Here is a 24,030-nt window from a genome sequence, read left to right on the forward strand (position 1 = left end):
GTCCTTCGACCAGGAGCATCATGAAGTCACTCAGCCTGAGACGCCGCGCGACCGCCGCCCTCGCGGCGCTCGCGGCCTGCGCCGCCCTCACCGCGACGCAGGGGCAGGCGCAGGCCGCCCCCGCCGGCGACGGCATCGCCCCGAGCACGAGGTTCTACGTGGACCCGCACAGCAAGGCCGCCCGGCAGGCGCTCGTCGACCTCGGGAACGGCGACGTCACGAACGCCGTGAACATGGCGAAGCTCGCGAGCTGGCCACAGGCCGAGTGGTTCACCGAGGGCACTCCCGACGAGGTACGGGCCAAGGTGAAGCGTCTCGTCCGCGAGGCCCGGACGGTGAACCGGACCCCCGTCCTGGTCGCCTACAACGTGCCGGGCCGGGACTGCTCCCAGTACTCCAGCGGCGGAGCGGCCTCCTCGGCCGCCTACCGGCAGTGGATCGACGCCTTCGCCGCCGGGATCGGCGACAGCAAGGCGGTCGTCGTGGTCGAGCCCGACGGCCTGGCCCTCCTCCCCAGGGACTGCGGCGCGGCCGTGGACCCGACCGGAGAACTCACGGCGACCCGCGTCGCCGATCTCGAGTACGCGGTCAGGACCATCAAGTCCAGGGCCGGCACCGCGGTCTACCTCGACGCGGGCAACGTCCTGTGGCGGCCCGTCGGCGACATGGCGCGACGGCTCCTCGACGCCGGCGTCCGGTACGGCGACGGCTTTTCCCTCAACGTCTCCAACACCCACCCCACCGACCACAACGCCCGGTACGGCACGTGGATCGCGAAGTGCATGTGGTTCGCCACCGAGGGTCCGGAGTGGGCGCGCGGCCACACCGACTGGTGCGCCACGCAGTACTACTCGTCCGCCGCGCCCAACGACGGCGTTCCCGGCAACGCCGTGGACTCGGCCGATCCCGCCACCTGGCGCTGGACCGACGCCTGGTTCGACCAGAACGTGGGCACCCCGTCGAGCGACGCGCTGCACCACTTCGTCATCGACACCAGCCGCAACGGTCTGGGCGCCTGGACCCCGGAGCCCGGCAAGTACAGCGGGGATCCGGAGATCTGGTGCAACGCGCCCGGCCGCGGCCTCGGCCCGCGTCCGACCGCGGACACCGGTGTCCCGCTCGTCGACGCCTACCTGTGGATCAAGATCCCCGGCGAGTCCGACGGCAGCTGCACCCGCAATACGGGCGGCACGATCGATCCCGAGTACGGCATCGTCGACCCGCCCGCCGGCGCCTGGTGGTCCGACCAGGCCCACTCGCTCGCCCGCAACGCGGCCCCGCGGCTGACGTTCAACCGCTGAGCCCCGCCCCTTCCCGGCCTCGTCGGGTCCGGCCGCCCGCGGCCCGGCCCGTACCCGGGAAGGGGTTCACTCGTCCTTCGGCGGGGCCGTGCTCCCCCGGACGGTCAGCGTCGTGGCGATCTCGAGGCCGACCTGGGACACCTCCTCGCCCCGGCCGAGCGCGAGCGCCAGTTCGGTGGCGGCGGTCGCCATCTCGGCGAGCGGCTGATGCACCGTGGTCAACGGCGGATCCATCCACGCCACGGCCGGCACGTCGTCGAAACCGACCACGCTGAGGTCGTCCGGGATGCGCAGGCCCAGTTCACGCGCGGCCTGATAGACCCCCATGGCCTGCATGTCGTTCGCGGTGAACACGGCGGTCGGACGGTCGGGGCGGCAGAGCAGCTCGCGCGCGGCGGCGATCCCGTGCTCGCGGTCGAGGTGCGTCTTCACCACGAGGCCGGGCTCCACCGGCACCCCGGCCTCGGCCAGCGCGGAGGCGTACCCGGAGAACCGGGCGCGGCAGAAGGGGTGATCGGGGCCGCTGATCATGGCGATGCGACGGTGGCCCAGGTCGAGCAGATGCCGGGTCGCGGCCTGGCCGCCCCGCCAGTTCGTGGCACCGACGAACGGCACGCCGTCGGGCAGATCGTCGATCGGGTCGAAGACGACGAACGGGATCCCCTTCGCCGTGAGCTGCTCCCGCTCCGCCTCGGAGAGCTGCGCCACCGACAGGACGGCCTGCGGGCGCCGTCCCACCGTGTCGTCGATGGGCCGGTCCTCCGAGTCCGGGAGTCCGAACTGCGAGACCAGTAACCCGATCCGGTTCTTGCGGGCCACGCGCTCGACACCGCGGATGATCTCCACGGCCCACATGTGCTCCAGCTCGCGGAAGACGAGCTCCACCAGGTTGCTGCGGTTCTTGGGCGGCTTGCGGTAGCCGTACTGGTGGATGAGCTGCTCGACGCGGGCCCGCGTCTCGTCCGACACCCCGGAGCGGCCGTTGAGCACCTTCGAGACCGTGGGCACCGAGACGCCGGCGGTCTCGGCGATGTACGCGATCGTCACCGCCCCCGGGCCCGCCGCCCGCTCACTGGAGTCCTCCACCGAAGGTCTTTCCGCTCGGTCGTCCGGCACCGTCGCCCTTCCTCGTCCCCTGGTCTGCTGCCTCCGCCATTCTGGCTGGCCGGGAACCGTAAGGGAAGGACAGTCGGCAGCGGCCGCCCGCCGGAAGGTGCAGGCGGTGGCGCCGAGGGGCGCCGGGGACGGGGACGAGTACGGGGGCCGGCTCCGCCCGGTCGGCCGGAGGAGGGGCTCGTGGCATTCCGCGAGGCCGGTGGTCTCGGCGGGCCAGTAGTTCATCTCGACGTTGATGTTGGTGGTCCAGTCGGCGTTCCAGGGCGGGGCGATGTCGGTGTTCCAGATGCCCTGGAGGTTCGCGGCCTGGGTGCCGGGGCGCGAGGAGGCGATAAGGAGGTAGCGGCCGTAGGCGAAGAGCAGGCCGGCGAGGCCGGGGTCCTCGGCGCCGGCGTGCGCGGCGGCGAGGCGCTCGTCGGTGGGCAGGTCCGCCGCTTCCGCCGGTCCGTGGAGCTGGAGCGCGGCCGCGTCGTAGAGGCGCCGGTGGTCGGCGACGTGGGCGGCGCGCAGCGCGTCGTAGTCCGCCGCGCGGGCTTCGTGCAGCCGGTCGAGTGCCTCGGTGAGAGCCGCCTCGGGGCCGTCGGGCCGCTGTCGCCAGTCCCGGTAGCCGGTGCCGACGGCGACGAGGAGCACGGCGCCGTCGGCGTCGGTGACGTCGATCGCGTCCTCCCCGACCGTGACGTGCCCGTTCGTGGCGCTCACGGTGAGTGCGGCGGCGAAGCCCGTCCCCTCGTCGTCCCGGTAGGCGGCGGGCTCCTCCTGTCCGCGGGTGAGGTGGGCGGGGGCGCGGCCGTGGATCTTCAGGAGGCCGGTGTCGGGGTCGGCCGCCGGGCGGGCGGCCGGGTGGGGTGTGGTGAGGCTCGCGCGGAAGGAGAGGGCGCCGGGGGTGTCGGACGTGAGGCGGACGGCGAGCACGCCGGCCGGGGCGGAGACGAAGCTCTCGCGCAGGTGGCGGCCTCCGTCCGTCGTGAACGACACGGTGTGCACGGCCTGTTCGAGGTCGAGCACCCGCCGGTAACCGGAGACGTCGTCGTGCCCCTCGGGGAAGGTGAGGTGGAGGGTGCCGAGCGGCTGGTACGCCTCGGTGTCGGGGCCCAGGAAGTGGGCGGCGGAGAGCGCGTCGGCGCGGGCGGGGTCGTGGTCGCCGAGCACCGCCGCCCGGAGGGCGGGCAGGTGGTCGGCGGCGCCCGTACGGTCGCGGGGTCCGGGGCCGCCGGACCAGAGCGTGTCCGCGTTCAGTTCGACCGTCTCGGTGCGCACGCCGCCGTACACCATGGCTCCGAGCCGGCCGTCGCCGAGCGGCAGCGCCTCCAGGAAGCCGTCGGCGGGGCGCCGGTACCAGAGTGTGTCGGCGGAGGGCCGGTGGGCGTCGGTCAGCACGGTGTCTCTCCAGGGGTGAGGGTGGAGGGAAGGCGGTAGGCCCGGGCAGCCGTGCCGCCGAAGACCTGGGCGCGCTCGTCCGGCCGGAGCGCTGCCGTCAACTCCTCGGCCGTGGCGACGACTTGTTCGTAGGTGGCGGCCAGGAGGCAGACGGGCCAGTCGGAGCCGAACATCACGCGCTCGGGACCGAAGGCGTCGAGGGCGATCTCGGCGTAGGGGCGCAGGTCGGCGACGGTCCAGGAGCCCCGGCGGGCCTCGGTGACGAGGCCGGAGAGCTTGCAGAAGACCTGGGGCTCGCGGGCCAGTGCGCGCACCTGGGCGGCCCAGGGTTCCCGTTCCCCGCGCGCGATCGGCGGCTTCGAGAGGTGGTCGAGGACGAACGGCTGCTCCGGCAGGGCGCGTACGGTGTCGAGGGCGGCCGGGAGTTGATGGGGCAGGGTCAGCAGGTCGTAGCAGAGTCCGGCGCGGCCGACGGCACGGAGCCCGCGCCGTACGTCGGGCCGGGCGAGCCAGGCCGGGTCCGTCTCGTCCTGGACCAGGTGGCGTATGCCGACGAGCCGGTCGCCGCCCGGGCCGCCCCGCAGGGCGGCGAGGGTCTCGGCGATGTCGGGCGCGGTGAGGTCCGCCCATCCGACGACGCCCGCCACGAGCGGATCGGCGGCGGCGAGGGCGAGGAACTCACGGGTCTCGGCGAGCTCCGGACGCACCTGGACGAGCACGGTGCGCTCGATGTCCGCCGCCCGGGTGTGCGGCGCCAGGTCGGTCAGGTCGAAGTCCCGTCGTACGGACGCGAGTTCGGGTGCGTCGAGCCAGGCATGCCGGTGCCGGGTGACGCTCCAGACGTGGTGGTGCGCGTCGATCCTCACGCGGGTGCGCTCCACCCGTCGAGGGGCTCGTCCAGGTCCTCCCAGAGCTGCTCGGGGATGTCCCGTACGGCGTGGGCGGCGTTCTGCACCACCTCGGCGGGGCTCGCCGCGCCGACCACGATGCCGGTGACGGCGGGGTGGCGGAGCGGGAAGCGCAGCGCGGCGGCGGCGAGCGGGACGCCGTGGGCGGCACAGCGCCGGTCCAGCTCCCGGGCGGCCCGGAGCACCGGCTCGGGCGCCTGGGCGTAGTCGTACCGGGCGTCGGGGCGCGGGTCCGCCAGGACGCCGCTGTTGAAGACGCCTCCGACGAGGACGCCGACTCCGCGGGCGGCGCACAGCGGCAGCAGTTCGCGTTCCGCGCGGCGGTCGAGCAGCGAGTACCGGCCGGCGACGAGGACGCAGTCGACGTCGGTCTCGCGGACGAAGCGGGACAGCATCTCCGTCTGGTTCATGCCGACGCCCACCGCGCGGACGACGCCCTCGGCGCGCAGCCGGGCGAGGGCGGGATAGGCCTCGCTCAGGGCCTGGTCGCCGTGGTCGTCGGGGTCGTGGACGAGGACGATGTCGAAGGCGTCGAGACCGGAGCGTTCGAGGCTCTCCTCCAGGGAGCGGCGGACCCCGTCGGCCGTGTAGTCGCGGACCCGTACGAGATCGGGGGGCGCGCCGTGGAAGCCCTCGTCGCCGGGCGTCGCCGCCCCGGGGACGAGGAGGCGGCCGACCTTCGTGGACACGACCGCTTCGCCGGGCGGCCGTTCGGCGAGGTACGCGCCGAGGCGCCGTTCGGCCAGACCCGCGCCGTAGTGGGGGGCGGTGTCGAAGGTGCGGACGCCCGCCTGCCAGGCGGCGGCCAGGGTGGCGCGGGCCTGCTCCTCGCCCACGGGCGCGTACAGGCCGGCGAGCGGTGCGGTGCCGAGCGCGATCCGGCCGACCGACACGCCGGTGCCGCCGAGCGGCACCCGATCGGCGATCACGCCTGTCCCAGGACGTGGCGCTGGCGCCCGAGCCGGTCGATCTCCACCTCGACCACGTCACCGGCGGTCAGGTACGGAAAGTCGTTGGCTCCGCCCGCGACTCCGGCCGGGGTGCCCGTGTTGATCACGTCGCCGGGCTCCAGGACCATGAACTGGCTCACGTACCGGACGACATGGTGCACGGCGAAGAGCATGTTCTTGCTGTGCCCGTCCTGGCGCTGCTCACCGTTGACCCACAGGCGCAACGCGAGGGACTGCGGGTCGCCCGCCTCGTCCGGTGTCACCAGCCAGGGGCCCATGGGGTTGAAGGTCTCGCAGGACTTGCCCTTGTCCCACTGTCCTCCGCGTTCCAGCTGGAAGGCGCGCTCGCTGACGTCGTCGCTGATGGTGTAGCCGGCAATGACGGCCCGCGCGCTCTCGGGGGAGTCGAGGTAGCGGGCGGTCCGCCCGATGACGACGGCGAGTTCGACCTCGTAGTCGGTCTTGTGGCTGCCGCGCGGGACGAGCACCTGGTCGTCCGGGCCGACCACCGTGTAGGGGGCCTTGAGGAAGAGGACGGGTTCGGCGGGCGGCTCGGCTCCGGTCTCGTCCGCGTGGTCACGGTAGTTGAGACCGACGCAGACGATCTTGCCGGGCCGGGCGACGGGAGCGCCGATCCGCCTGCCGGTGGTGTCCAGCGGGGGAAGCTGGCCGGCGGCCAGTGCGGCCCGGGCCCGCTCGGGGCCGCCGGAGGCCAGGAAGGCGCCGTCGATGTCGGCGGTCAGCGGGGAGAGGTCGTAGGCCTGGCCGTCGGTGTCGAGGACGGCGGGGCGCTCGGCGCCCCGGGGGCCGACACGCAGGAAGCGCATGATGCTCCTCGGAGGGTGATGGGGCGGGCTGCGGCATGCCGGCGGGGTTCCCGGCTCAGTCGGCCAGGTGTGCCCGCAGCCAGCGTTCGGTGGTGTTGACGTGGATCAGGGCGGCGGCCTGGGCGAGGCCGGCGTCGTGGGCGACGAGGGCCTGGTGGATCGCCTCGTGCTCGGCGATGGTCCGTCCGGCCGCGTCGGCGTCGACCTGGCCGCGCCAGATCCTGGCGCTCAGGGTGCGCCCGGAGATGTGCTCCAGGAGCGTGGCGAGGGTCTCGTTGCCGGTGGCGCGGATCACCGCGCGGTGAAAGGCGGCGTCGTGGCGGGTCAGGAGCTCCACGTCGTCGCGCGCCTCGCGCATGGCCGCCAGGTGCCGTTCGACCTCGTCGAGTCCCTCTGCGTCGATGCGGGTGGCGGCCAGCGCGGTGGCGACCGGCTCGAAGAGCCTGCGCACCTCCGTGAGCTCCAGGACGGTGTCGCCCTGGAGGAGTTCCACCGCACCGCCGAGCCCTTCGAGGAGCAGGCCGGGAGCCAGGCTGGTCACGTAGGTGCCGTCGCCGCGCCGGATCTCCAGGACCCGTGCGACGACGAGCGACTTGACCGCCTCGCGCATCAGGTTCCGGGACAGGCCGAGCTCGGCCGCGAGCTGCTGTTCGGGGGGCAGCTTGGAGCCCGGGGGGAGTTCCCCTTCCCGGATGAGCTGACGGATGCGGGCGATGGCCTGATCGGTGAGGGACACGCCGTCAACCTAACAGGACATCCCATGTCTGAGAAGAGAAGAAGTCGACCCTGCCTGATCTGGCTCATCGTCAAATTCTAGGTGTCTGCATTGACATGGGATTTCACCGGCGTTCGCGTCATCCCTCTGGACGGCCGGACGCGCAGACCCTATAAATCCATCCCATGACTCAAGGCGATGTGAAAGAGGCGCCGTGACTGAAGTGATCTCCGCCGTCGAAACGGCCGACATCAGGTTCCCGACCTCCCGCCGACTCGACGGATCCGACGCGCTCAACCCCGATCCCGACTACTCCGCCGCCTACGTGACCATCCGGACGAGCGGCGGCCAGGCAGGCCACGGCCTCGCGTTCACCGTCGGCCGTGGCAACGAGGTGGAGGTGGCCGCCGTCCGCGCGCTCGCGCCGCTGGTCGTCGGGCTCCCCGTCGAGGACGTGCTCGCCGACCTCGGCGCGTTCTCGCGCCGGCTGCTCGGCGACAGCCAACTGCGGTGGCTCGGGCCGACGAAGGGCGTCATCCACATGGCGGCCGCGGCGATCGTGAACGCCGTCTGGGACCTCTACGGACGCCGGGAGGGCAGACCCGTCTGGGACCTGCTCAGCGGCCTGAGCCCCGAACAGCTCGTCGAACTGGTCGACTTCCGCTATCTGGAGGACGCCCTCACCCGTGACGAGGCCCTCGACATCCTGCGCCGGGCCGAGCCCGGCCGCGCCGAGCGGCGGCGGCGTCTCCTGACGGAGGGCTATCCGGCGTACACCACCTCCCCCGGCTGGCTCGGCTACACCGACGAGCGACTGATCCGCCTCGCGAAGGAGGCGGTCGCCGACGGCTTCTCGCTGATCAAACTGAAGGTCGGCGCCGACCCCGCCGACGACCTGCGTCGGCTCGCCCTGGCCCGCGAGGCGGTCGGCCCCGACATCCGTATCGCCGTGGACGCCAACCAGGCGTGGGGCGTGAACGAGGCCGTCGACCGGCTCCGGCGGCTCGCCCCGTACGACCTGCACTGGATCGAGGAGCCCACCAGCCCCGACGACATCCTCGGCCACGCCGCGATCCGCCGTGCGGTCGCGCCGGTCAGGGTCGCCACCGGGGAGCACTGCCACAACCAGGTGATGTTCAAGCAGCTGCTCCAGGCGGGCGCGATCGACGTGCTCCAGCTGGACGCGAGCCGCACCGCCGGAGTCACGGAGAACGTGGCGATCCTGCTCCTCGCCGCCAAGTTCGGCGTGCCCGTCTGCCCCCACGCGGGTGGCGTCGGGCTGTGCGAGATGGTGCAGCACCTGGCGATGTTCGACTACGTGGCCGTCAGCGGTACGACGGAGGGCCGGGTGATCGAGTACGTCGACCATCTGCACGAGCACTTCACCGCCCCCGTACGCGTCCGTGACGGCCGGTACCTCGCGCCCACCGCCCCGGGGATCGGCGCCGAGCTGCACCCGGCCTCCGCCGCCGCCCACCGCTATCCCGACGGGCCCGTCTGGCAGGAGGAGGCCCTTCATGGGTGAGTCCTCCGAGTTCAGCGGCCTCGCCGTCGTCGTCACCGGCGGTGCCTCGGGCATCGGACTCGCGACCGCCCGGCTGCTCGCGGCGCGCGGGGCGCGTGTCGCCTGCCTGGATCTGGCGCCGGACGACCTGCCCGCGCCACTGACGGGGATCCGGGCCGACGTCACGGACGACTCGTCGGTACGCGCCGGGGTGAGCCGTGCCGCCGAGCTGCTTGGCGGCATCGACGTCCTCGTCAACAACGCGGGGATCGGCGCCCAGGGCGGCATCGAGGACAACACCGACGACGAATGGCGCCGGGTCTTCGAGGTCAACGTCCTCGGCATGGTGCGGACGGCCCGGGCCGCGCTGCCGCACCTGCGCCGGTCGAAGGCCGCGGCGATCGTCCACACCTGCTCCATCGCGGCCACCGCCGGCCTGCCGGACAGCGTCCTCTACTCGGCATCGAAGGGCGCGGTCCTGGCGATGACCCGGGCCATGGCCGCCGACCTCGTCGGCGAAGGCATCCGCGTCACCTGCGTCAACCCCGGCACCGTCGCCACTCCCTGGATCGAGCGGCTGCTCGACCGGGCCGCCGATCCCGCGGCCGAGCGGGCCGCCCTGGAGGCCCGGCAGCCCACCGGACGCCTGGTCACCGCCGACGAGGTGGCCGCCGCCATCGCCTACCTGGCCGGACCGCTCTCCGGCGCCACGACCGGCACCGACCTGGCGGTCGACGGCGGCATGAGCGGCCTCCGGCTCCGCCCCCGGGCGTGAGCCCCCGTCCATGAACCGCCTCCGGCTCCGCCCCGGGCGTGAGCCCCCGTCCATGAACCGCCTCGGGCTCCGCCCCCGCGGGTGAGCGGCCGTCCATGAACCGCCTCGGGGGTGGTCCCCGTCCCTGAGCCCCCGCCGGCCTCCCCCGCGTCCATCACCGTCCTTCCTGCGAGGAGACCCATGCCGCACCCGAACGCGCCCGACCCGCGCCGCTTCCCGCAGCGCACCGTGCACCTCGACTTCCACACCGGGCCCGACATCCCCGACGTCGGCCGGGACTTCGACCCCGTGACCTTCGCGCGGACCTTCCGGGACGCCCACGTCGACAGCGTCACCGTCTTCGCCAAGTGCCACCACGGCCACCTCTACTACGGGACCGAACGCCCCGAGCGCCACCCCGGCCTCGCCCCCGATCTGGACCTGCTCGCCGAGCAGATCGACGCCCTGCACTCGGTGGGCATCCGCGCGCCGATCTACCTCTCGCTCCAGGTCGACGAGTACGCCGCCCGCGAGCACCCCGAGTGGGTCGCGCACAACGAGGACCTCAAGATCACCCGCTGGAGCGCCTCGGCCTTCGAAGCGGCCTGGAACGTCCTCGACATGTCCAGCCCGTACGCCGACCACTTCGCCGACCAGCTGGACGAGGTGCTGCGGCGTTTCGCGCCCGTCGACGGGATCTTCGTGGACATGTGCTGGGACCAGCCGAGCGCGAGCCGCTGGGCGGTCGACGGGATGCGCCGCGAGGGCCTGGACCCGACCGACGCCGATCACCGGTCCCGTTACGCGACCCTGGTGACGCGGCGGTACATGGCCCGCTATGCGGCGATGGTGGAGAAGGCGCTGCCCGCGGATTCCGCGATGGGCATCTGGTTCAACGGGCGGCCGAAGACGGGCCTGCCCGAGGAGCGGCAGTTCCTGCGGCACGTCGAGGTCGAGGGGCTGCCCACCGGCGGCTGGGGCTACGCGTTCCTGCCGTACGTGGCCCGGTTCGTCCGGCCGCTGGGGCTCCCGGCCCTCAGCCACACCGGCCGCTTCCACGAGAGCTGGGGCGACAACGCCGCGCTCAAGCCCCGGGCCGCGCTGCTCTACGAGTGCGGCCAGATGCTCGGCCACGGACTGACCCGCGGCGTGGGCGACGTACTGCATCCCCGGGGCGCGCCGTCCCCCGCGGTCTACGAGCTCATCGGCTCGGTCTACGGGCACATCGAGAGGTGCGAGCCGTTCCTCGACGGCGGTCGTACGGTGACCGAGGTCGCCCTGATCGTCGATCCCGACCTCGGTGACAACCCCGGCGCCGGCAACATCGGCGCCGTACGAGCGCTGCAGCAGCTCCGCGTCCAGTTCGACGTGGTCCCGCCGCAAGCGGACCTCGGCGGGTACCGGGCCGTCGTGGTGCCGGAGACGACCGAGGTCGACGAAGCCCTCTCCGGGCGCCTGGACGCCTACCGTCGGGCCGGTGGAGCCGTTGTCCTCGTCGGGCCGGCCCTGCTCGGGAGCGACGGCCGGCCGAGCCTCCCCGACCTGCCGGTCGAGGGGCTGGCACCGGCCGGGACCGGGGAGGCCTTCCTCGCGTGCCGGGGCGTCCCCGGTGTCCGGGAGGACTTCCCCGTGATCAGCCACGGCTCGCGGCTGACCGCCCGGCCGCGGCCCGGCGCCGAGGTCCTGGCCGGCGTGGTGGAGCCGTACTTCCCGCGTAGCTGGGACCGGTTCTGCGGTCACTCCTACACTCCGCCGGCCGATCCGACCGACGAGGTCGCGGTCGCCGTCGCGGACGGGGTGGCCGCGGTGACGGTCCCGCTGTTCGAGGCGTTCCACGAGCACGGCATCGAGCCGTACCGCCTGCTGCTCGGTGCGGCGCTCGACCGGCTCCTGCCGGAGCCGCTGCTCAGGGCGGGCGGTCCGGTGCACCTGGAGACGAGTGTCGTACGGACCGACACGAGCACCGTGGTCCATCTGATCAGCTTCGTCCCGGTCCGGGAGACGCCGACGCTGGATCTGGTGCACGACCCGTTCCCCCTGGTCGAGGTGCCCGTCTCGGTACGGATGGCGAACGCGCCGCGCTCGGTGCGGCTCCAGCCCTCCGGGCAGGAGCTCTCCTGGCGGCACGACGGCGGGTACGTCCACGTGGACGTCACGAGCCCGGACGGGCACGCGATGGTCGTGATCGAGCACGACTGACCCCGGGCACGGGAGAGGCCCCGCGCCGTGCGGCGCGGGGCCTCTCGCACGTACCGGTTCAGGACGGGTGGGCGATGTCGGCCTCGTGGGTGCCGGCCGGGAAGGTGTGCAGGACGCCGTCCGGTCCGCCGATCCGCAGCTGCCAGGGGTGCGGGCTGTCGGTGGTCACCCGGAGGCGGTCGCCCGTACGGCGCAGGTGGAAGCGGGCGGCTTCGTCGGGGCCGTCGCCGCGCGGGATCACCACGGTGCGCTCCGATCCGTCCGCGAAGGCGTGGACCCGCAGTTCGACGCCGTCCGCCCAGTCCGAGACCGGGTGCTGGTCGTCCGCCGCGAGCGGGATGACGGAGTCGGGGCGGGCGAGCAGCGGCAGGGTGTGGACGTCGTGCTGTTCCCGCACCCATCGGGGGCCGGTGACCTGGACGCCGGTCAGGACGTTGGTCCAGGTCCCTTCGGGGACGTAGTGGTCGACGGTGCCGTCGTCGGTGAAGACCGGGGCGACGAGCAGGTCGTCGCCGAGCATGTACTGCCGGTCGAGCGTGGCGGCGCCGGGGTCGTCGGGGAACTCCAGGACCATCGCGCGCATCATCGGGACGCCGGTGGCGTGGGCCTGCTGGGCGGCGCGCTGGAGGTAGGGGGCGAGGCGGTGCTTGAGGAGGGTGAAGGTACGCGTGACGTCGACGGCCTCGTCTCCGTAGTCCCAGGGGACGCGGTAGGACTTGCTGCCGTGCAGCCGGCTGTGCGAGGAGAGCAGGCCGAACTGGACCCAGCGCTTGAAGACGGTGGGGGTCGGGGTGCCCTCGAAGCCACCGATGTCGTGGCTCCAGAAGCCGAAGCCGGACAGGCCGAGGGAGAGGCCGCCGCGCAGCGACTCGGCCATGGCGTTGAAGTGGGACTCGCAGTCGCCGCCCCAGTGCACCGGGTACTGCTGGCCGCCGGCGGTGGCCGAGCGGGCGAAGAGCAGCGCCTCGCCCTCGCCGCGCACCTCGCGCAGCAGGTCGAAGACGGTCTGGTTGTAGAACTGGGTGTAGTAGTTGTGCATCCGCTCCGGGTCGGAACCGTCGTGCCAGACGACCTCGGTGGGGATGCGTTCGCCGAAGTCGGTCTTGAAGCAGTCCACGCCGGTGTCGAGCAGCGTGCGGAGCTTGGCCGTGTACCAGTCCCGGGCGGCGGGGCTGGTGAAGTCGACGAGGGCCATGCCCGGCTGCCAGAGGTCCCACTGCCAGACGCTGCCGTCCGGGCGGCGCACCAGGTGCCCCTCCCGCATGCCCTCGTCGAACAGTGTCGACTTCTGCGCGATGTACGGGTTGATCCAGGCGGAGATCCGCAGGCCCCGCTCCTTGAGGCGGGCCAGCATGCCCGCCGGGTCGGGGAAGGTGTCGGCGTCCCAGTCGAAGTCGCACCACTGGTAGCCGCGCATCCAGAAGCAGTCGAAGTGGAACACGCTGAGCGGGATGCCGCGTTCGGCCATGCCGTCGACGAAGTGGTTGACGGTGGCCTCGTCGTAGTCGGTGGTGAAGGAGGTCGTCAGCCACAGGCCGAGCGCCCAGGCGGGCGGCAGCGCGGGCCGGCCGGTGAGGGCCGTGTAGCGCTCCAGGACCTGCTTGGGGGTGGGGCCGTGGACGACGAAGTACTCGAGGGTCTGGTCCTCGACGCTGAACTGGACCTGGCCGACGGACTCGGAGCCGATCTCGTAGCTGACCTTGCCCGGGTGGTTGACGAAGACGCCGTATCCGCGGTTCGTCAGGTGGAAGGGAACGTTCTTGTAGGCCAGTTCGCTGCTGGTGCCGCCGTCCGCCTGCCAGATGGCCACGGACTGACCGTTCTTGACGAACGGGGTGAACCGCTCCCCCAGGCCGTAGACGAGTTCGCCGACTCCCAGGGAGAGCTGCCCGAGCATGTGGTGCCGGCCGTCGGCGTCGGTGACGAACCCGGTCCCCCGCTCGCCGACCGAGGTCAGCACCTGCCCGCCGGCGGTGAACTCCAGCCGCCACGGCTCCGCGGTGTTCACCCGCAGGGCCAGCTCGCCGGAGACGAGTTCCACGACGTCGCCGTCCCGGTGCGTCTTGCCGCTGTCCGCTTGCGCGCCGGGCAGCGCGAACTCCGGGCCGCGGCGGACCGATCCGGCATGGTGGGTGGCGCGCACCCCGATCACCCCCTCGGCCGGCGACCAGCACTCGATGGTGAGGAGCGGGCTGTTGAGGGTGTCGCCGCGCCCGGTCACGTGCTTCACGGGCGCGTACAGCGTCATCCGGTGCTCGTCGGTCCGGACGTCGGCGACTTCGGTGGCGTAGCGCGCGGTCACTCCGGGGCGCATCAGCCAGTAGCCGTCGGTGAACTTCATCGGGAAGGTTCCTCCGCCCGCGCGCGGTGCGCGGTGATCAGGCCCCGGTACCAGTGGTAGCTGTCCTTGGGCGTGCGGGTCTGGGTGTCGTAGTCGACGTGGACGAGGCCGAAGCGCTGGGAGTAGCCGCGGGCCCATTCGAAGTTGTCGAGCAGTGACCACACGTAGTAGCCGCGGACGTCCACCCCTGCCGTGACGGCGTCGGCGACGGCGGTGAGGTGGTCGGCCAGGTAGGCGGTCCGGTCCGGGTCGTGGACGAGGCCGTCGGGGGTGACGGTGTCGTTCTCGGCGGAGCCGTTCTCGGTGATCCAGAGCGGGGGGAGTCGCGGGTGGCGGTCGTGCAGGTCCCGGAGGAGCTCCGTGAGCGCGGCGGGGACGACGGGCCAGCCCATGGTGGTGTGCCGGGTCCCGTACGGGTCCGGCTCGGCGACCCCGATGTCGACGGCGGTGCGCCGCTCGGGCTCGGCCACGCGGTGGGGTGCGGCGGCGACGGTCACCGGCCGGTAGTAGTTGATGCCCAGGAAGTCCAGTGGCTCGCCGATCAGTTCCAGGTCGCCGTCGAGCCGCCAGGGGCCGTCGGCGAGGCCGCCCCAGGTCTCCGTCTCGTGCCGGGGGTAGCGCCCGGCGAGGAGCGGCTCGGTCCAGATCTCGTTGTGGAGGACTTCGGCCCGGCGCAGCGCGGCGAGGTCCTCGGGGCGGTCGGAGGCGGCGTGGAGCCGGTCGAGGTTGAGCGTGACGCCGACTTCCCGGGCGTCCGCCGCGCGCAGTTCGCGTACGGCGAGGCCGTGGGCGACGAGGAGGTGGTGGGCGGCCGCGAGGGCGCCGCGGTTCTCCTGGGCGCCGGGGGCGTGGCGGCCCTCGGCGTAGCCGACGAAGGCGGAGCAGTACGGCTCGTTGAGGGTGATCCAGCGCTCGACCCGGTCGCCGTAGCGCCGGGCGGCGAGGGCGGCGTACGCGGCGAAGGCCTCCGCGGTCCCGCGGACGCGCCAGCCGCCCTGGTCCTCCAGGGCTTGGGGCAGGTCCCAGTGGTAGAGGGTGACGGCGGGCGCGATGCCCGCGGCAAGGAGTTCGTCGATCAGGCGGTCGTAGAAGTCCAGGCCCTTCTGGTTGGCCGGGCCGGTGCCCCGGGGCAGCAGGCGGGGCCAGGCGAGGGAGAAGCGGTAGGTGTCGACGCCGAGCTCGCGCAGCAGGGCGATGTCCTCGCGGTGGCGGTGGTAGTGGTCGCAGGCGGTGTCGCCGGTGGCGCCGCCGAGCGTGCGGCCGGGGGTGTGGCTGAAGGTGTCCCAGATGGACGGGCCGCGGCCGTCCTCGTCATGGGCGCCCTCGATCTGGTAGGCGGCGGTCGCGGCGCCGAAGCGGAAGCCGGCGGGGAGGTGCGGGAAGGCCGGGGTGCTCATGCGGGGTCAGAGCTCCGGCGCGAGGCCGCGCTCGCGCAGCCAGGACAGCTGGACCGGCGGGTTGGAGCCGCAGCCGCCGCCGTGGTCGCCGAAGGGCCAGACGGTCATGGTGCGGTCCTGGCCGCCGTAGTGGTTGAAGGCGGCGTAGACCGTCGAGGGCGGGCAGACCGGGTCCATCAGGCCGACGCTGAACAGCGCCGGTGCGGTGGCCCGCCGGGCGAAGTGGACGCCGTCGAAGTGGTCGAGGGTGGCGAAGGTCTGCTGCACCCGGTCGCGGCTGTGCCAGCGCAGGTACTCGACGATCTCCGGGTACGGGCCTTCGCCGGTGATCTCCACGGCCCGGCGGAAGTGGCACAGGAACGGGACGTCGGACAGCACCGCGGCCACGCGGTCCCCGACGAGACCGGCGACGGCGAGGGCCTGGCCGCCGCCCTGGCTGCCTCCCGCCACCACGACCCGGTCGGGGTCGAGGCCGGGCAGCTGCGCGACGGCGTCCACGGCGCGTACGCAGTCGGTGATCAGGCGCCGGTAGTAGTAGTTCTCGGGGGAGTCGATACCCCGGGTCATGAACCCCCTGGTCCACTGCGTGCCGTCGCCCGTCGTCCGGTCCGGGGTGTCGTGGCCCTGGCCGCGGCTGTCGACGACGAGCTGGGCGTAGCCGGCGGCGGACCAGAGGAGATGGTCGGTGGGCAGCCCGCGGCCGCCGCTGTAGCCGATGTACGTGACGACGACCGGCAGCGGTCCGTCCGCGCCGCGCGGACGCAGCAGCCAGGCGGCCACGGGCTCGCCGTTCCAGCCGGGGAAGCGCACGTCGTCGACCTCGACGGTGTGCAGCAGGTGCGTGGAGGTGACGCGTTCGGTCTTGATGCTGTCGCCGTAGGACCTGGCTTCGGCGAGGGTGTCCCGCCAGAAGGTGTCGAAGGTCTCCGGGGCGGGCAGCTCCGGGCGGTACCCGGCGAGCTCGCCGGACTCGAAGTCGGTGAGCGGCATGCGGTCTCCTGTGGTCGAAGAGCTGGCGGGAGGGTGGGGCGGCTCGGCCCGCCCCTCCGGTGGCACGCTGGGGGACGGGAGCGGCGGCCCGTCCTCCCCTCCGTGGACGGGCCGCCGGTCGTGTCCGGGTGCCGGGGGTGTCAGTCGGTCCGGCCGGCCCTCCGGAAGCGGAACCCGGCGAGACGGAAGTCGCCGTGCAGGGTCAGGTGCAGGTCGTGGACGCCTTCGGGAAGGGCGGTCAGGCCTGTCGCGGCGGTCGTCCACGTGTAGCGGTCGCCGGTGACGGGCACGTCGAGCTCGGCCAGGACCCGGTCTCCCGCCCGGACGAGCAGGCGTGCCTCGCCGGGGCCGTTGTCCTCGCGGGCGGTCTCGCACTCGAACCGGACGGCGCCCGACAGATCGACGTCGCGGAAGAGGAGCGTCGCGGGGCGGGCGGGGTCGGTGGGTGCGACCGCGTCGCCGTGGGCGCGGGTGGCGTCGACGATCGTGAGGTCCGCGTAGTCGTCGAAGTCGACGGCCTGGGTGCGCCGTTCCACGACGACCCGGGGTGCCGTGGCCGTCCCGGTCACCGTCAGGGGTGCGGTGAGGACCGGGTGATCGGCCGAGCGGGCGACGACGATCTCGTACGCACCGGGAGCGACGGTGAAGGCGGAGGTGGCGACGTCCCAGTGGGCGAGCGCTTCGGCGGGCAGCCGGAAGGTCACCTCGAGGCTCTCCCCCTGCTCCAGGCGCACCTTGCGGAAGTCGGCGAGCCGCAGCCTGGGCGCCTCGTGACGGGCGTCCGACGCCCGGACGTAGAGCTGCACGACCTCGCTGCCGGACCGGGTCCCGGTGTTGGTGAGGGTCACCGTGACGTCGACCGTGGCGTCGGCTGTGCCTTCGGCCCGCCCGATCGAGGACCGCGACAGGTGCAGGTCGGTGTAGGAGAAGTCGGTGTACGACAGTCCGTGGCCGAAGGGGTAGCGGGGCGCGGTCCGGTGGTACTGGTAGGTCCAGCCGGCCTTGATGATGTCGTAGTCGAGCGGGTCCGGGAGCGGGTCGTCGCCCCGGTACCAGGTCTGCGGGAGGCGGCCGGATGGCTCCGCCTCGCCGAGGAGGACGGCGGCCAGGGCGTGTCCCGTCTCCTGCCCGCCGTGGGAGGTCCACACCACGGCGGGCAGGTGCTCGTCGGCCCAGTCGAGGGCGTACGGGTAGCTGCTCATCACGATCAGCGCGGTGTCCGGGCGGACTGCCGCGACCGCGCGCAGCAGCTCCTCCTGCCCCTGCGGCAGGGCGATGTCCGTGCGGTCCTCGGTCTCGCGGCCGTTCACCATCGGGTGGTTGCCGAGGACGACGATCGCGGCGTCCGCGGTCTCGGCGGCCGCCCGTGCCCGGGCGATGCCGTCGTGCACCAGCTCGCGTCGCCAGTGCTCGGCGTCGTCCGCGCTCTCGGCGGTGACGCTCACCCGGCCGTCGGTCGGGTCCACGGCGGCGTAGCGCCCGGTGAACACGGAGCGCAGCAGTACGGTGTCCGCTCCGGCCGGTTCGATCCGGAAGGTCTCCTTGACGAACCAGCTCTTGATCAGCTCCTGGTCGGCGGCCAGGCCGTCGTCGTCCTTGAGGCTCAGGTACCGGCCGGTGTCGGCGGCCCGGAGGGTCATCGCGCCGCGGCCCCAGTCGGTCACGTCGAAGGCGGTCTTGCCGAGGAGTTCGCCGGTGGTCCGGGAGCGCAGGGCGATCCGGTCGGTCCCCTCGACGCGGACCACTTCGCCTTCGTGGGCGCCGAGTTCCGCGGCGAGGCCGTCGGCGACGGTGACCCGGTAGGGCAGGGTGCCGCTGTACCAGTCCTCGTACAGGGTGTCGGCGAGCGGTCCGATGACGGCGATACGGCGTGTCCGTGCCGGATCGAGCGGCAGCAGCCCCTCGTTCTTGAGGAGCACCACCGACTCGGTCGCCGCGCGCCAGGCGAGGGCACGGTGCTCGGCGCAGTCGATCACCTCGGGGCCGATCCCCGCGTACGGGTCGAGCTCAGGGTCGAACTCGCCGAGCCGGAAGCGGAGTTCCAGCTGGCGGCGGACCGCGCGGTCCACATCGCCCTGGTCGATCAGCCCGCGCTCCAGGGCCTCGCGGAGCCGGCCGACGGGTGTGGCGCTGTCCTCGCCGTGGTCGGTGAAGCTGTCGATGCCTGCCTTGAGCGCGGCCGCGTGGGATGCGGCGTGGTCGTCGAAGTAGTGCTCCGGGTCGACCAGGTTGGACGGGGCTTCGGCGTCGCTCACGACGAACAGTTCGTGGCCGGTGGGCTCCGCCCAGCGGCGCAGTTCCGTCTCGATCAGCGGGCTGACGTGACAGGGGCGGCCGTTGACCAGGTTGTACGCGGCCATGGCACCGGTCGCGGCGCCGGAGGCGACGACGGGCCGGAAGGCCGCCAGGTCGTACTCGTGGAGGACCCGCGGGCGCAGCCCGGAGGACGTGGTGCAGCGGTCGTCCTCGTTGTTGTAGGCGAGGAAGTGCTTGAGCACGGGAGCCGCGCGCAGGTGCTCCGGATCGTCGCCGGCCAGACCCCGGCAGAACGCCTCGCCGAGCCGGGCGGTGTGCACCGGGTCCTCGGAGTAGCCCTCCTCGTTGCGTCCCCAGCGCGGATCCCGCAGCAGGTTCAGGACGGGCGCCCAGGCCTGGAGGCTGTTGGGGGCGCGGTCGGGGGCGATCACCGCCGGGCGGTGGTGGTGGAAGGCGCGCAGCTCGACCGAGACGGCCTCCGCGACCCGGTGCACCAGCTCCTCGTCCCAGCTGGCGCCGAGGCCGACGGCCTGCGGGAAGACCGTCGCCTCGCCGAGCCAGGAGACCCCGTGCAGGGCTTCGGCGCCGGTGCGGAAGGCGCCGACGCCGAGCCGTGGGACGGCCGGCGCGTACTGGTGGAGCATCGCGATCCGCTCGTCGGGCGTGAGCCGCGCGAGCAGGTCGTCGACGCGCTTCTGGAGTGACAGCGCGGGATCACGGAAATCGGGCGGCTCGGATGCGGCCGTGGGCGCGGAACTCACGTGGAAACCCCTCATGCGGGTGGGTACGGTGACCGTTCGTCGAAGCGCATCGACGGTCGCATTCACCCCAACGGCCTGTCAACGAAAGCCACAGAGAAAGTTTCTTTCTGTCGAACCTCTTGTTTCGCGCGAAACAAGTCCGTTACCTTCCCGGCCAAGTCAAGCGTTTCGACACTCACTTGAAGAAGGAGTCGTGTCATGAGCCATGGGTTGAGCCGCAGACGCCTCGTCAGCGCGGCGGCCTCGGTCGCCGGAGCTGCCGCACTGTCCCCGCTGCTGTCCGCCTGCGGGGGTGGCGGACAGCAGCGCACGGGGACGAACACGACGTCGGGACTCAAGGCGGCCCTGCCGTCCTACGTGCCCCGGACGACCGTGCGGCCCGACATCCCGTCCGTGGCGGGAGGCCCGGGCGCGGCGACGGATCCCGCGTTCCTGTCCTATCCGGCGTCACCGGTCTCCAGCGTCTCCGGCATACCGGGCAAGGGCGGGCGCTACACCGCGGTCACACCGCTGTGGGGCACCAACCCGCCGGCCGACAACTCCTTCTACCAGGCGATGAACAAGGCCCTGGGGGTCGAGCTCGCGGTCAAGCCGGCGGACGGCGGCACGTACAACACGATCGTCCCGACCATGACCGCCGCGAAGAAGCTGCCGGACTGGATCCAGCTGCCGACCTGGTGGAACCCCCACTTCAACGTCGGCGGCCTCGCCGGAACCCAGCTCGCGGACCTCACCCCGTACCTGGCAGGCGACAAGATCAAGAAGTACCCCAACCTCGCGGCCCTGCCCACCGGCGGCTGGCAGGTCGGGACCTGGGGCGACAAGCTCTACGGCGTCCCCTGCTTCACCAGCGACTTCAACGTCGCCGGTCTCGTCTACCACCGCCGTGACATCCTCGAAGCCCGCGGGATCACCTCCGACCAGGTGAAGTCCGCGGCCGACCTGATGGACCTCGGCAAGGAACTCACCGACGCCAAGCGGGGCGTCTGGGCCTTCGGCGACATCTGGACCTACATGTTCACGGCCTGGGGCACCCCCCTGAAGTGGGGCGTCGAGGCGGCAAGCTGATCCACCTGTACGAGACCCAGGGGTTCCTTGAGGCCCTCGACTGGCACTACCGCCTGGCCAAGTCCGGCTACGTCCACCCGAGCGCCCTCGCGGGCGACGAGGCCGGCGGCAACACCCGCTTCTACAGCGGGAAGGAGCTCATCCAGGGCGGCGGCCAGGGCGGCTGGAACCTGGCCGACCACCAGAACGGCACCGCCGCGAACCCGGACTACCGGCGCGGCGCCTTCAACGTGTTCGCCGCCGACGGCACCAGCAAGCCCAGGATCTTCATGGGTGCGTCCGCCAGCATGCTCAGCTACTTCAACGCCGAGCTGAAGCCCGCCCAGATCGAAGAACTGCTCGCCGTCGCGGACTATCTGGCCGCTCCCTACGGCACGACCGAGTACACGATGGTGAACTTCGGCGTCGAAGGGGTTCACCACACCAAGGTGAAGGGCGTGCCGACCTTCACCGAGGAGGGCAAGAAGTACGTCCAGGCCCCGACCTTCCCCTTCCTCGCCTCTCCCCACAGCGTGATCAGCAACCCGGGCGGCGAGAGCGTCACGAAGGACTACGCGGCCTGGCAGGCGGCCAACGTCAACGCCCTCACCAAGCCGCCCTTCTGGGGCATGAACATCAGCATGCCCCAGTCGATGGCCTCCGCCGAGGCCGCGCAGGCCGTCTACGACACGGTCAAGGACTGCTACCACGGCAAGAAGAAGGTCTCCGACGTCCAGGCCGTCATCGCGAGCTGGAGGTCGAGCAGCGGCGACCGGCTCAAGCGGTGGATGACCGAGAACGTCCTCGACAAGTACGGAACCGGCCAGTGACGACAGCCCCCGCACCGCGGAAGACCGGGCCGGAAGGGCTCACCCGGCTCGGCAGGCTACGGCGCGACCGCAGCCTCCTCCTCATGACGCTGCCCACGGTCGCCCTCCTCCTGGTCTTCAACTACGTCCCGCTCTTCGGCGTGGTCACCGCCTTCCAGGAGTACGACCCGCTGACCGGCGTGTGGAACAGCCAGTGGGCCGGCCTGGACCAGTTCCAGCGGCTCTTCAGCGACCCCCAGTTCTGGGGGGCGATGCAGAACACGCTCTACCTCAGCTTCGTCCAGCTGATCCTGTTCTTCCCCCTCCCGATCGCCCTCGCCCTGCTGCTCAACACGGTGATCAGCGAACGGGTGCGCAACGTCATCCAGTCCGTCGTCTACCTGCCGCACTTCTTCTCGTGGGTCCTGGCGATCACGATCTTCCAGCAGATGCTCGGCGGCGCGGGGGTGCTCAACCAGTTCCTGCGCCGGCACGACCTCGGCACCTGGGACATCATGACCGACCCCGACACCTTCGCCCTGCTCGTGACCTCGCAGGCGGTGTGGAAGGAGGCCGGCTGGGGGATCATCGTCTTCCTCGCCGCCCTCAGCGCCATCAACACCGACCTCTACGAGGCCGCGGCCGTCGACGGCGCGGGCCGCTTCCGGCGGATGTGGCACATCACGCTGCCGAGCCTGCGCGGAGTGATCGTGCTGATGCTCGTGCTGCGGCTCGGGAACGCGCTGTCCGTCGGCTTCGAGCAGTTCCTCATCCAACGCCTGGCGGTGGGCCACGAGGCGGCGGACGTACTGGACACCTTCTCCTTCTACTACGGCATCGCCACCGGCGACTACAGCTACGGCGCGGCGGCCGGGCTCTTCAAGAGCGTGATCTCGCTCCTGCTCATCTGGGGCGCCAACAAGCTGGCCCATGCCTTCGGCGAGGACGGGTTGTACCGAAAATGACCGACACACTCACCATCGGTTCCCGGCGCGGAGAGCGCCCCGCGACGGCGAGCGCCCCACGGCGCGGCGCCCGGTCCGCCCGCCCGTCCTGGGAGGAACCGCCGACCGCCGTCGGCCAGGCGGCCAAGGGGCTGACGCTCGGCGGAGTGGTCGCCGTCGTCCTGGTCCCGCTGTGGATCGTCGTACTGACCAGCTTCTCCACCCCCGGGGCCGTCAACCGAGCCGGCGGCCTGGTGATCTGGCCGGACGGCCTCACCACCGAGGCGTACCGGCAGATGCTGAGCGACTCGACCGTCCTCACCGCGCTCCTCGTCAGCCTCGGCATCACCGCGGTCGGCACGGCCGTGTCCATGGCCCTCTCGATCCTGTGCGCCTACGGCCTGTCCCGCCCCCGGTCGCTCGGGCACCGGTTCGTGCTGATGCTGCTGATCGTCACGATGTTCGTCAACGGCGGCCTGATCCCCACCTTCCTGGTGGTCACGGGCCTCGGCGGATACGGCGAGTGGTGGGCGCTGATCCTGCCGAGCGCGATCTCCGTCTTCAACATCCTGGTGCTGCGCGCCTTCTACCAGGAGACGTCGGCGGAACTCATCGACGCGGCCCGGATGGACGGCGCGGGCGAGTGGCGGATCCTGTGGTCCGTCGTCCTGCCCACGTCCCGCGCCGTCACGGCCGTCACCGCGCTCTTCTACGGGGTCGGCTACTGGAACTCCTTCTTCAACGTCATGCTGTACATGCCGACGGACCTCGAGCGCTGGCCGCTGCAGTACGTGCTGCTCACCTACGTCAACCGGGGCAACGGCATGCCCGGTTCCATCAACGCGGGCTTCGGCAACACCCAGGTGCAGACCGCGCCGCTGTCGCTCCAGATGGCCGTGGTGGTCCTCACCCTGGTGCCGCTGCTGATCGTCTACCCGTTCGTGCAGAAGCACCTCAGGGCCGGTGTGCTCACCGGCGCGATCAAGGGCTGAGGCGGCCATGGTGACACTCGCCGACGTGGCCCGACGGGCCGGCGTCTCGACCAGTACGGTCAGCTACGCCCTCAGCGGGAAGCGGCCCATCTCCGACGAGACCCGGATCCGTATCGAGGGAGCCATCGCGGCCCTCGGCTACCACCCGAACGCGGGCGCCCGTGCCCTGGCCGGCAAACGCTCGCACATCATCGCCCTGGTCGTGCCCCTGCACCCCGAGGTGCACGTGCCGACGATGATGGACATCGCGATCGCGGTCACGATGACGGCCCGCGAGCGCGGCTACGACGTCCTGCTCCTCACCAACGACGAGGGCCCCGAGGGGGTGCGCCGGGTCACCGGCAGCGGGCTCGCCGACGGGGTGATCCTGATGGACGTCCGGCTGGACGACGACCGGATCCCGGTCCTGCGGTCGCAGGGCACTCCGGCGGCGCTCATCGGGCTCCCCGACGATCCGAGCGGACTCTCCTGCGTGGACTACGACTTCGCCACGGCGGGGGCGCTCTGCGCGGACCACCTCGCCGACCTGGGCCACCGGGACATCGCGTTCATCGGCTACAGCAGCGGCGTGTACCGACGGCACGCCGGCTATGCCGAGCGGACCCTGAACGGCTTCCGCGAGCGCGCGGAGGCGCGCGGTCTGCGCTTCGTGCACCGGCCGTGCGAGGGCACGTACGACAGCACGGCGGCCACGCTGGGCCGGGTCCTCGCGGACCGCCCCGACACCACGGGGTTCGTCGTGCAGAACGAGGGCGCGATCGGCCCGCTGCTGAGCCTGCTGCGCGCCAGCGGGCGCACGGTCCCGGAGGACGTCTCGGTGGTCGCCGTCTGCCCCGACC

Annotated in this window: 18 protein-coding genes and 1 pseudogene; 9 read left to right on the forward strand and 10 right to left on the reverse strand. The window is 72.3% G+C overall.

From position 1 onward, the window contains the following. Positions 1–20 precede the first annotated feature (20 nt). Complete coding sequence (locus ACWGN5_RS32475; RefSeq protein ID WP_453521941.1) at positions 21–1,301, forward strand: glycoside hydrolase family 6 protein; 1,281 nt, start codon at positions 21–23, stop codon at positions 1,299–1,301. Positions 1,302–1,367: 66 nt separating this feature from the next. Here the strand turns inward: ACWGN5_RS32475 and ACWGN5_RS32480 are convergent, their stop codons facing one another. From ACWGN5_RS32480 to ACWGN5_RS32505, 6 genes and pseudogenes are all read right to left on the reverse strand, one after another. Next, entirely contained in the window at positions 1,368–2,387 is a 1,020-nt protein-coding gene (locus ACWGN5_RS32480) for a LacI family DNA-binding transcriptional regulator (protein ID WP_453521971.1), read from the reverse strand. A gap of 201 nt (positions 2,388–2,588) precedes the next feature. Beyond that, positions 2,589–3,797 (reverse strand): annotated as a pseudogene (locus ACWGN5_RS32485) (glycoside hydrolase family 95 protein); the annotation flags it as partial. Continuing rightward, positions 3,791–4,663, reverse strand: a complete 873-nt coding sequence (locus ACWGN5_RS32490) for an amidohydrolase family protein (protein WP_453521943.1) — start codon at positions 4,661–4,663, stop codon at positions 3,791–3,793. The pseudogene ACWGN5_RS32485 and the gene ACWGN5_RS32490, both read right to left, overlap by 7 nt. Further along, positions 4,660–5,631 (reverse strand): aldo/keto reductase, encoded by a 972-nt coding sequence (locus ACWGN5_RS32495; RefSeq protein WP_453521973.1) that lies wholly within the window; start codon positions 5,629–5,631, stop codon positions 4,660–4,662. Before ACWGN5_RS32495 ends, ACWGN5_RS32490 begins: the two co-directional genes overlap by 4 nt. Continuing rightward, positions 5,631–6,482 (reverse strand): fumarylacetoacetate hydrolase family protein, encoded by an 852-nt coding sequence (locus ACWGN5_RS32500; RefSeq protein ID WP_453521945.1) that lies wholly within the window; start codon positions 6,480–6,482, stop codon positions 5,631–5,633. Before ACWGN5_RS32500 ends, ACWGN5_RS32495 begins: the two co-directional genes overlap by 1 nt. A 55-nt stretch (positions 6,483–6,537) precedes the next feature. Further along, positions 6,538–7,218 (reverse strand): FadR/GntR family transcriptional regulator, encoded by a 681-nt coding sequence (locus ACWGN5_RS32505; protein WP_453521947.1) that lies wholly within the window; start codon positions 7,216–7,218, stop codon positions 6,538–6,540. Positions 7,219–7,411: 193 nt separating this feature from the next. Here ACWGN5_RS32505 and ACWGN5_RS32510 point away from each other — a divergent pair, with 193 nt between their 5' ends. From ACWGN5_RS32510 to ACWGN5_RS32520, 3 genes are all read left to right on the forward strand, one after another. Beyond that, on the forward strand, positions 7,412–8,722 hold the full coding sequence (locus ACWGN5_RS32510; RefSeq protein ID WP_453521949.1) for an enolase C-terminal domain-like protein: 1,311 nt from the start codon (positions 7,412–7,414) through the stop codon (positions 8,720–8,722). Further along, positions 8,715–9,476: an SDR family NAD(P)-dependent oxidoreductase gene (locus ACWGN5_RS32515; RefSeq protein WP_453521951.1), complete on the forward strand. Its 762-nt coding sequence runs from the start codon at positions 8,715–8,717 to the stop codon at positions 9,474–9,476. The genes ACWGN5_RS32510 and ACWGN5_RS32515 overlap by 8 nt, the downstream gene beginning before the upstream one ends. 180 nt (positions 9,477–9,656) lie before the next feature. Beyond that, positions 9,657–11,654: a beta-galactosidase trimerization domain-containing protein gene (locus ACWGN5_RS32520; RefSeq protein ID WP_453521953.1), complete on the forward strand. Its 1,998-nt coding sequence runs from the start codon at positions 9,657–9,659 to the stop codon at positions 11,652–11,654. A gap of 58 nt (positions 11,655–11,712) precedes the next feature. Here ACWGN5_RS32520 and yicI read toward each other — a convergent pair whose 3' ends face one another. The 4 genes from yicI to ACWGN5_RS32540 form a co-directional block, all read right to left on the reverse strand. Beyond that, positions 11,713–13,995 (reverse strand): alpha-xylosidase, encoded by a 2,283-nt coding sequence (gene yicI, locus ACWGN5_RS32525; RefSeq protein WP_453521955.1) that lies wholly within the window; start codon positions 13,993–13,995, stop codon positions 11,713–11,715. Continuing rightward, the gene (locus ACWGN5_RS32530) at positions 13,992–15,392 is read right to left on the reverse strand and encodes a GH1 family beta-glucosidase (RefSeq protein ID WP_453521956.1); all 1,401 of its coding nucleotides are present in this window, start codon (positions 15,390–15,392) and stop codon (positions 13,992–13,994) included. Before ACWGN5_RS32530 ends, yicI begins: the two co-directional genes overlap by 4 nt. A gap of 6 nt (positions 15,393–15,398) precedes the next feature. Beyond that, entirely contained in the window at positions 15,399–16,382 is a 984-nt protein-coding gene (locus ACWGN5_RS32535; protein ID WP_453521958.1) for an acetylxylan esterase, read from the reverse strand. A gap of 140 nt (positions 16,383–16,522) precedes the next feature. Beyond that, a complete protein-coding gene (locus ACWGN5_RS32540) occupies positions 16,523–19,414 on the reverse strand; it encodes a glycoside hydrolase family 3 C-terminal domain-containing protein (protein WP_453521960.1) in 2,892 nt (963 codons plus the stop codon). Between the two features lie 183 nt (positions 19,415–19,597). Between ACWGN5_RS32540 and ACWGN5_RS32545 the strand changes: the two genes are divergently transcribed. From ACWGN5_RS32545 to ACWGN5_RS32565, 5 genes are all read left to right on the forward strand, one after another. After that, on the forward strand, positions 19,598–20,467 hold the full coding sequence (locus ACWGN5_RS32545; protein ID WP_453521962.1) for a hypothetical protein: 870 nt from the start codon (positions 19,598–19,600) through the stop codon (positions 20,465–20,467). Next, positions 20,443–21,276, forward strand: coding sequence for a hypothetical protein (locus ACWGN5_RS32550; RefSeq protein WP_453521963.1), 834 nt, complete (start codon positions 20,443–20,445; stop codon positions 21,274–21,276). The genes ACWGN5_RS32545 and ACWGN5_RS32550 overlap by 25 nt, the downstream gene beginning before the upstream one ends. Continuing rightward, the gene (locus ACWGN5_RS32555; RefSeq protein WP_453521965.1) at positions 21,273–22,220 is read left to right on the forward strand and encodes an ABC transporter permease; all 948 of its coding nucleotides are present in this window, start codon (positions 21,273–21,275) and stop codon (positions 22,218–22,220) included. The genes ACWGN5_RS32550 and ACWGN5_RS32555 overlap by 4 nt, the downstream gene beginning before the upstream one ends. Further along, the gene (locus ACWGN5_RS32560; protein WP_453521967.1) at positions 22,217–23,191 is read left to right on the forward strand and encodes a carbohydrate ABC transporter permease; all 975 of its coding nucleotides are present in this window, start codon (positions 22,217–22,219) and stop codon (positions 23,189–23,191) included. Before ACWGN5_RS32555 ends, ACWGN5_RS32560 begins: the two co-directional genes overlap by 4 nt. 7 nt (positions 23,192–23,198) lie before the next feature. Next, on the forward strand, positions 23,199–24,030 hold an 832-nt coding region (locus ACWGN5_RS32565), incomplete at its 3' end, for a LacI family DNA-binding transcriptional regulator (RefSeq protein WP_453521969.1).

The sequence above is a fragment of the Streptomyces sp. NPDC055815 genome, from assembly GCF_053616475.1.

Excerpts from the sequence above, each read along its gene's own strand:
- ACWGN5_RS32500 (WP_453521945.1), bottom strand. The coding sequence starts at position 6,482 with ATGCGCTTCCTGCGTGTCGGCCCCCGGGGCGCCGAGCGCCCCGCCGTC.
- ACWGN5_RS32540 (WP_453521960.1), bottom strand. The coding sequence starts at position 19,414 with ATGAGGGGTTTCCACGTGAGTTCCGCGCCCACGGCCGCATCCGAGCCG.
- ACWGN5_RS32475 (WP_453521941.1), top strand. The coding sequence starts at position 21 with ATGAAGTCACTCAGCCTGAGACGCCGCGCGACCGCCGCCCTCGCGGCG.
- ACWGN5_RS32520 (WP_453521953.1), top strand. The coding sequence starts at position 9,657 with ATGCCGCACCCGAACGCGCCCGACCCGCGCCGCTTCCCGCAGCGCACC.
- ACWGN5_RS32530 (WP_453521956.1), bottom strand. The coding sequence starts at position 15,392 with ATGAGCACCCCGGCCTTCCCGCACCTCCCCGCCGGCTTCCGCTTCGGC.
- ACWGN5_RS32515 (WP_453521951.1), top strand. The coding sequence starts at position 8,715 with ATGGGTGAGTCCTCCGAGTTCAGCGGCCTCGCCGTCGTCGTCACCGGC.
- yicI (WP_453521955.1), bottom strand. The coding sequence starts at position 13,995 with ATGAAGTTCACCGACGGCTACTGGCTGATGCGCCCCGGAGTGACCGCG.
- ACWGN5_RS32545 (WP_453521962.1), top strand. The coding sequence starts at position 19,598 with ATGAGCCATGGGTTGAGCCGCAGACGCCTCGTCAGCGCGGCGGCCTCG.
- ACWGN5_RS32535 (WP_453521958.1), bottom strand. The coding sequence starts at position 16,382 with ATGCCGCTCACCGACTTCGAGTCCGGCGAGCTCGCCGGGTACCGCCCG.
- ACWGN5_RS32560 (WP_453521967.1), top strand. The coding sequence starts at position 22,217 with ATGACCGACACACTCACCATCGGTTCCCGGCGCGGAGAGCGCCCCGCG.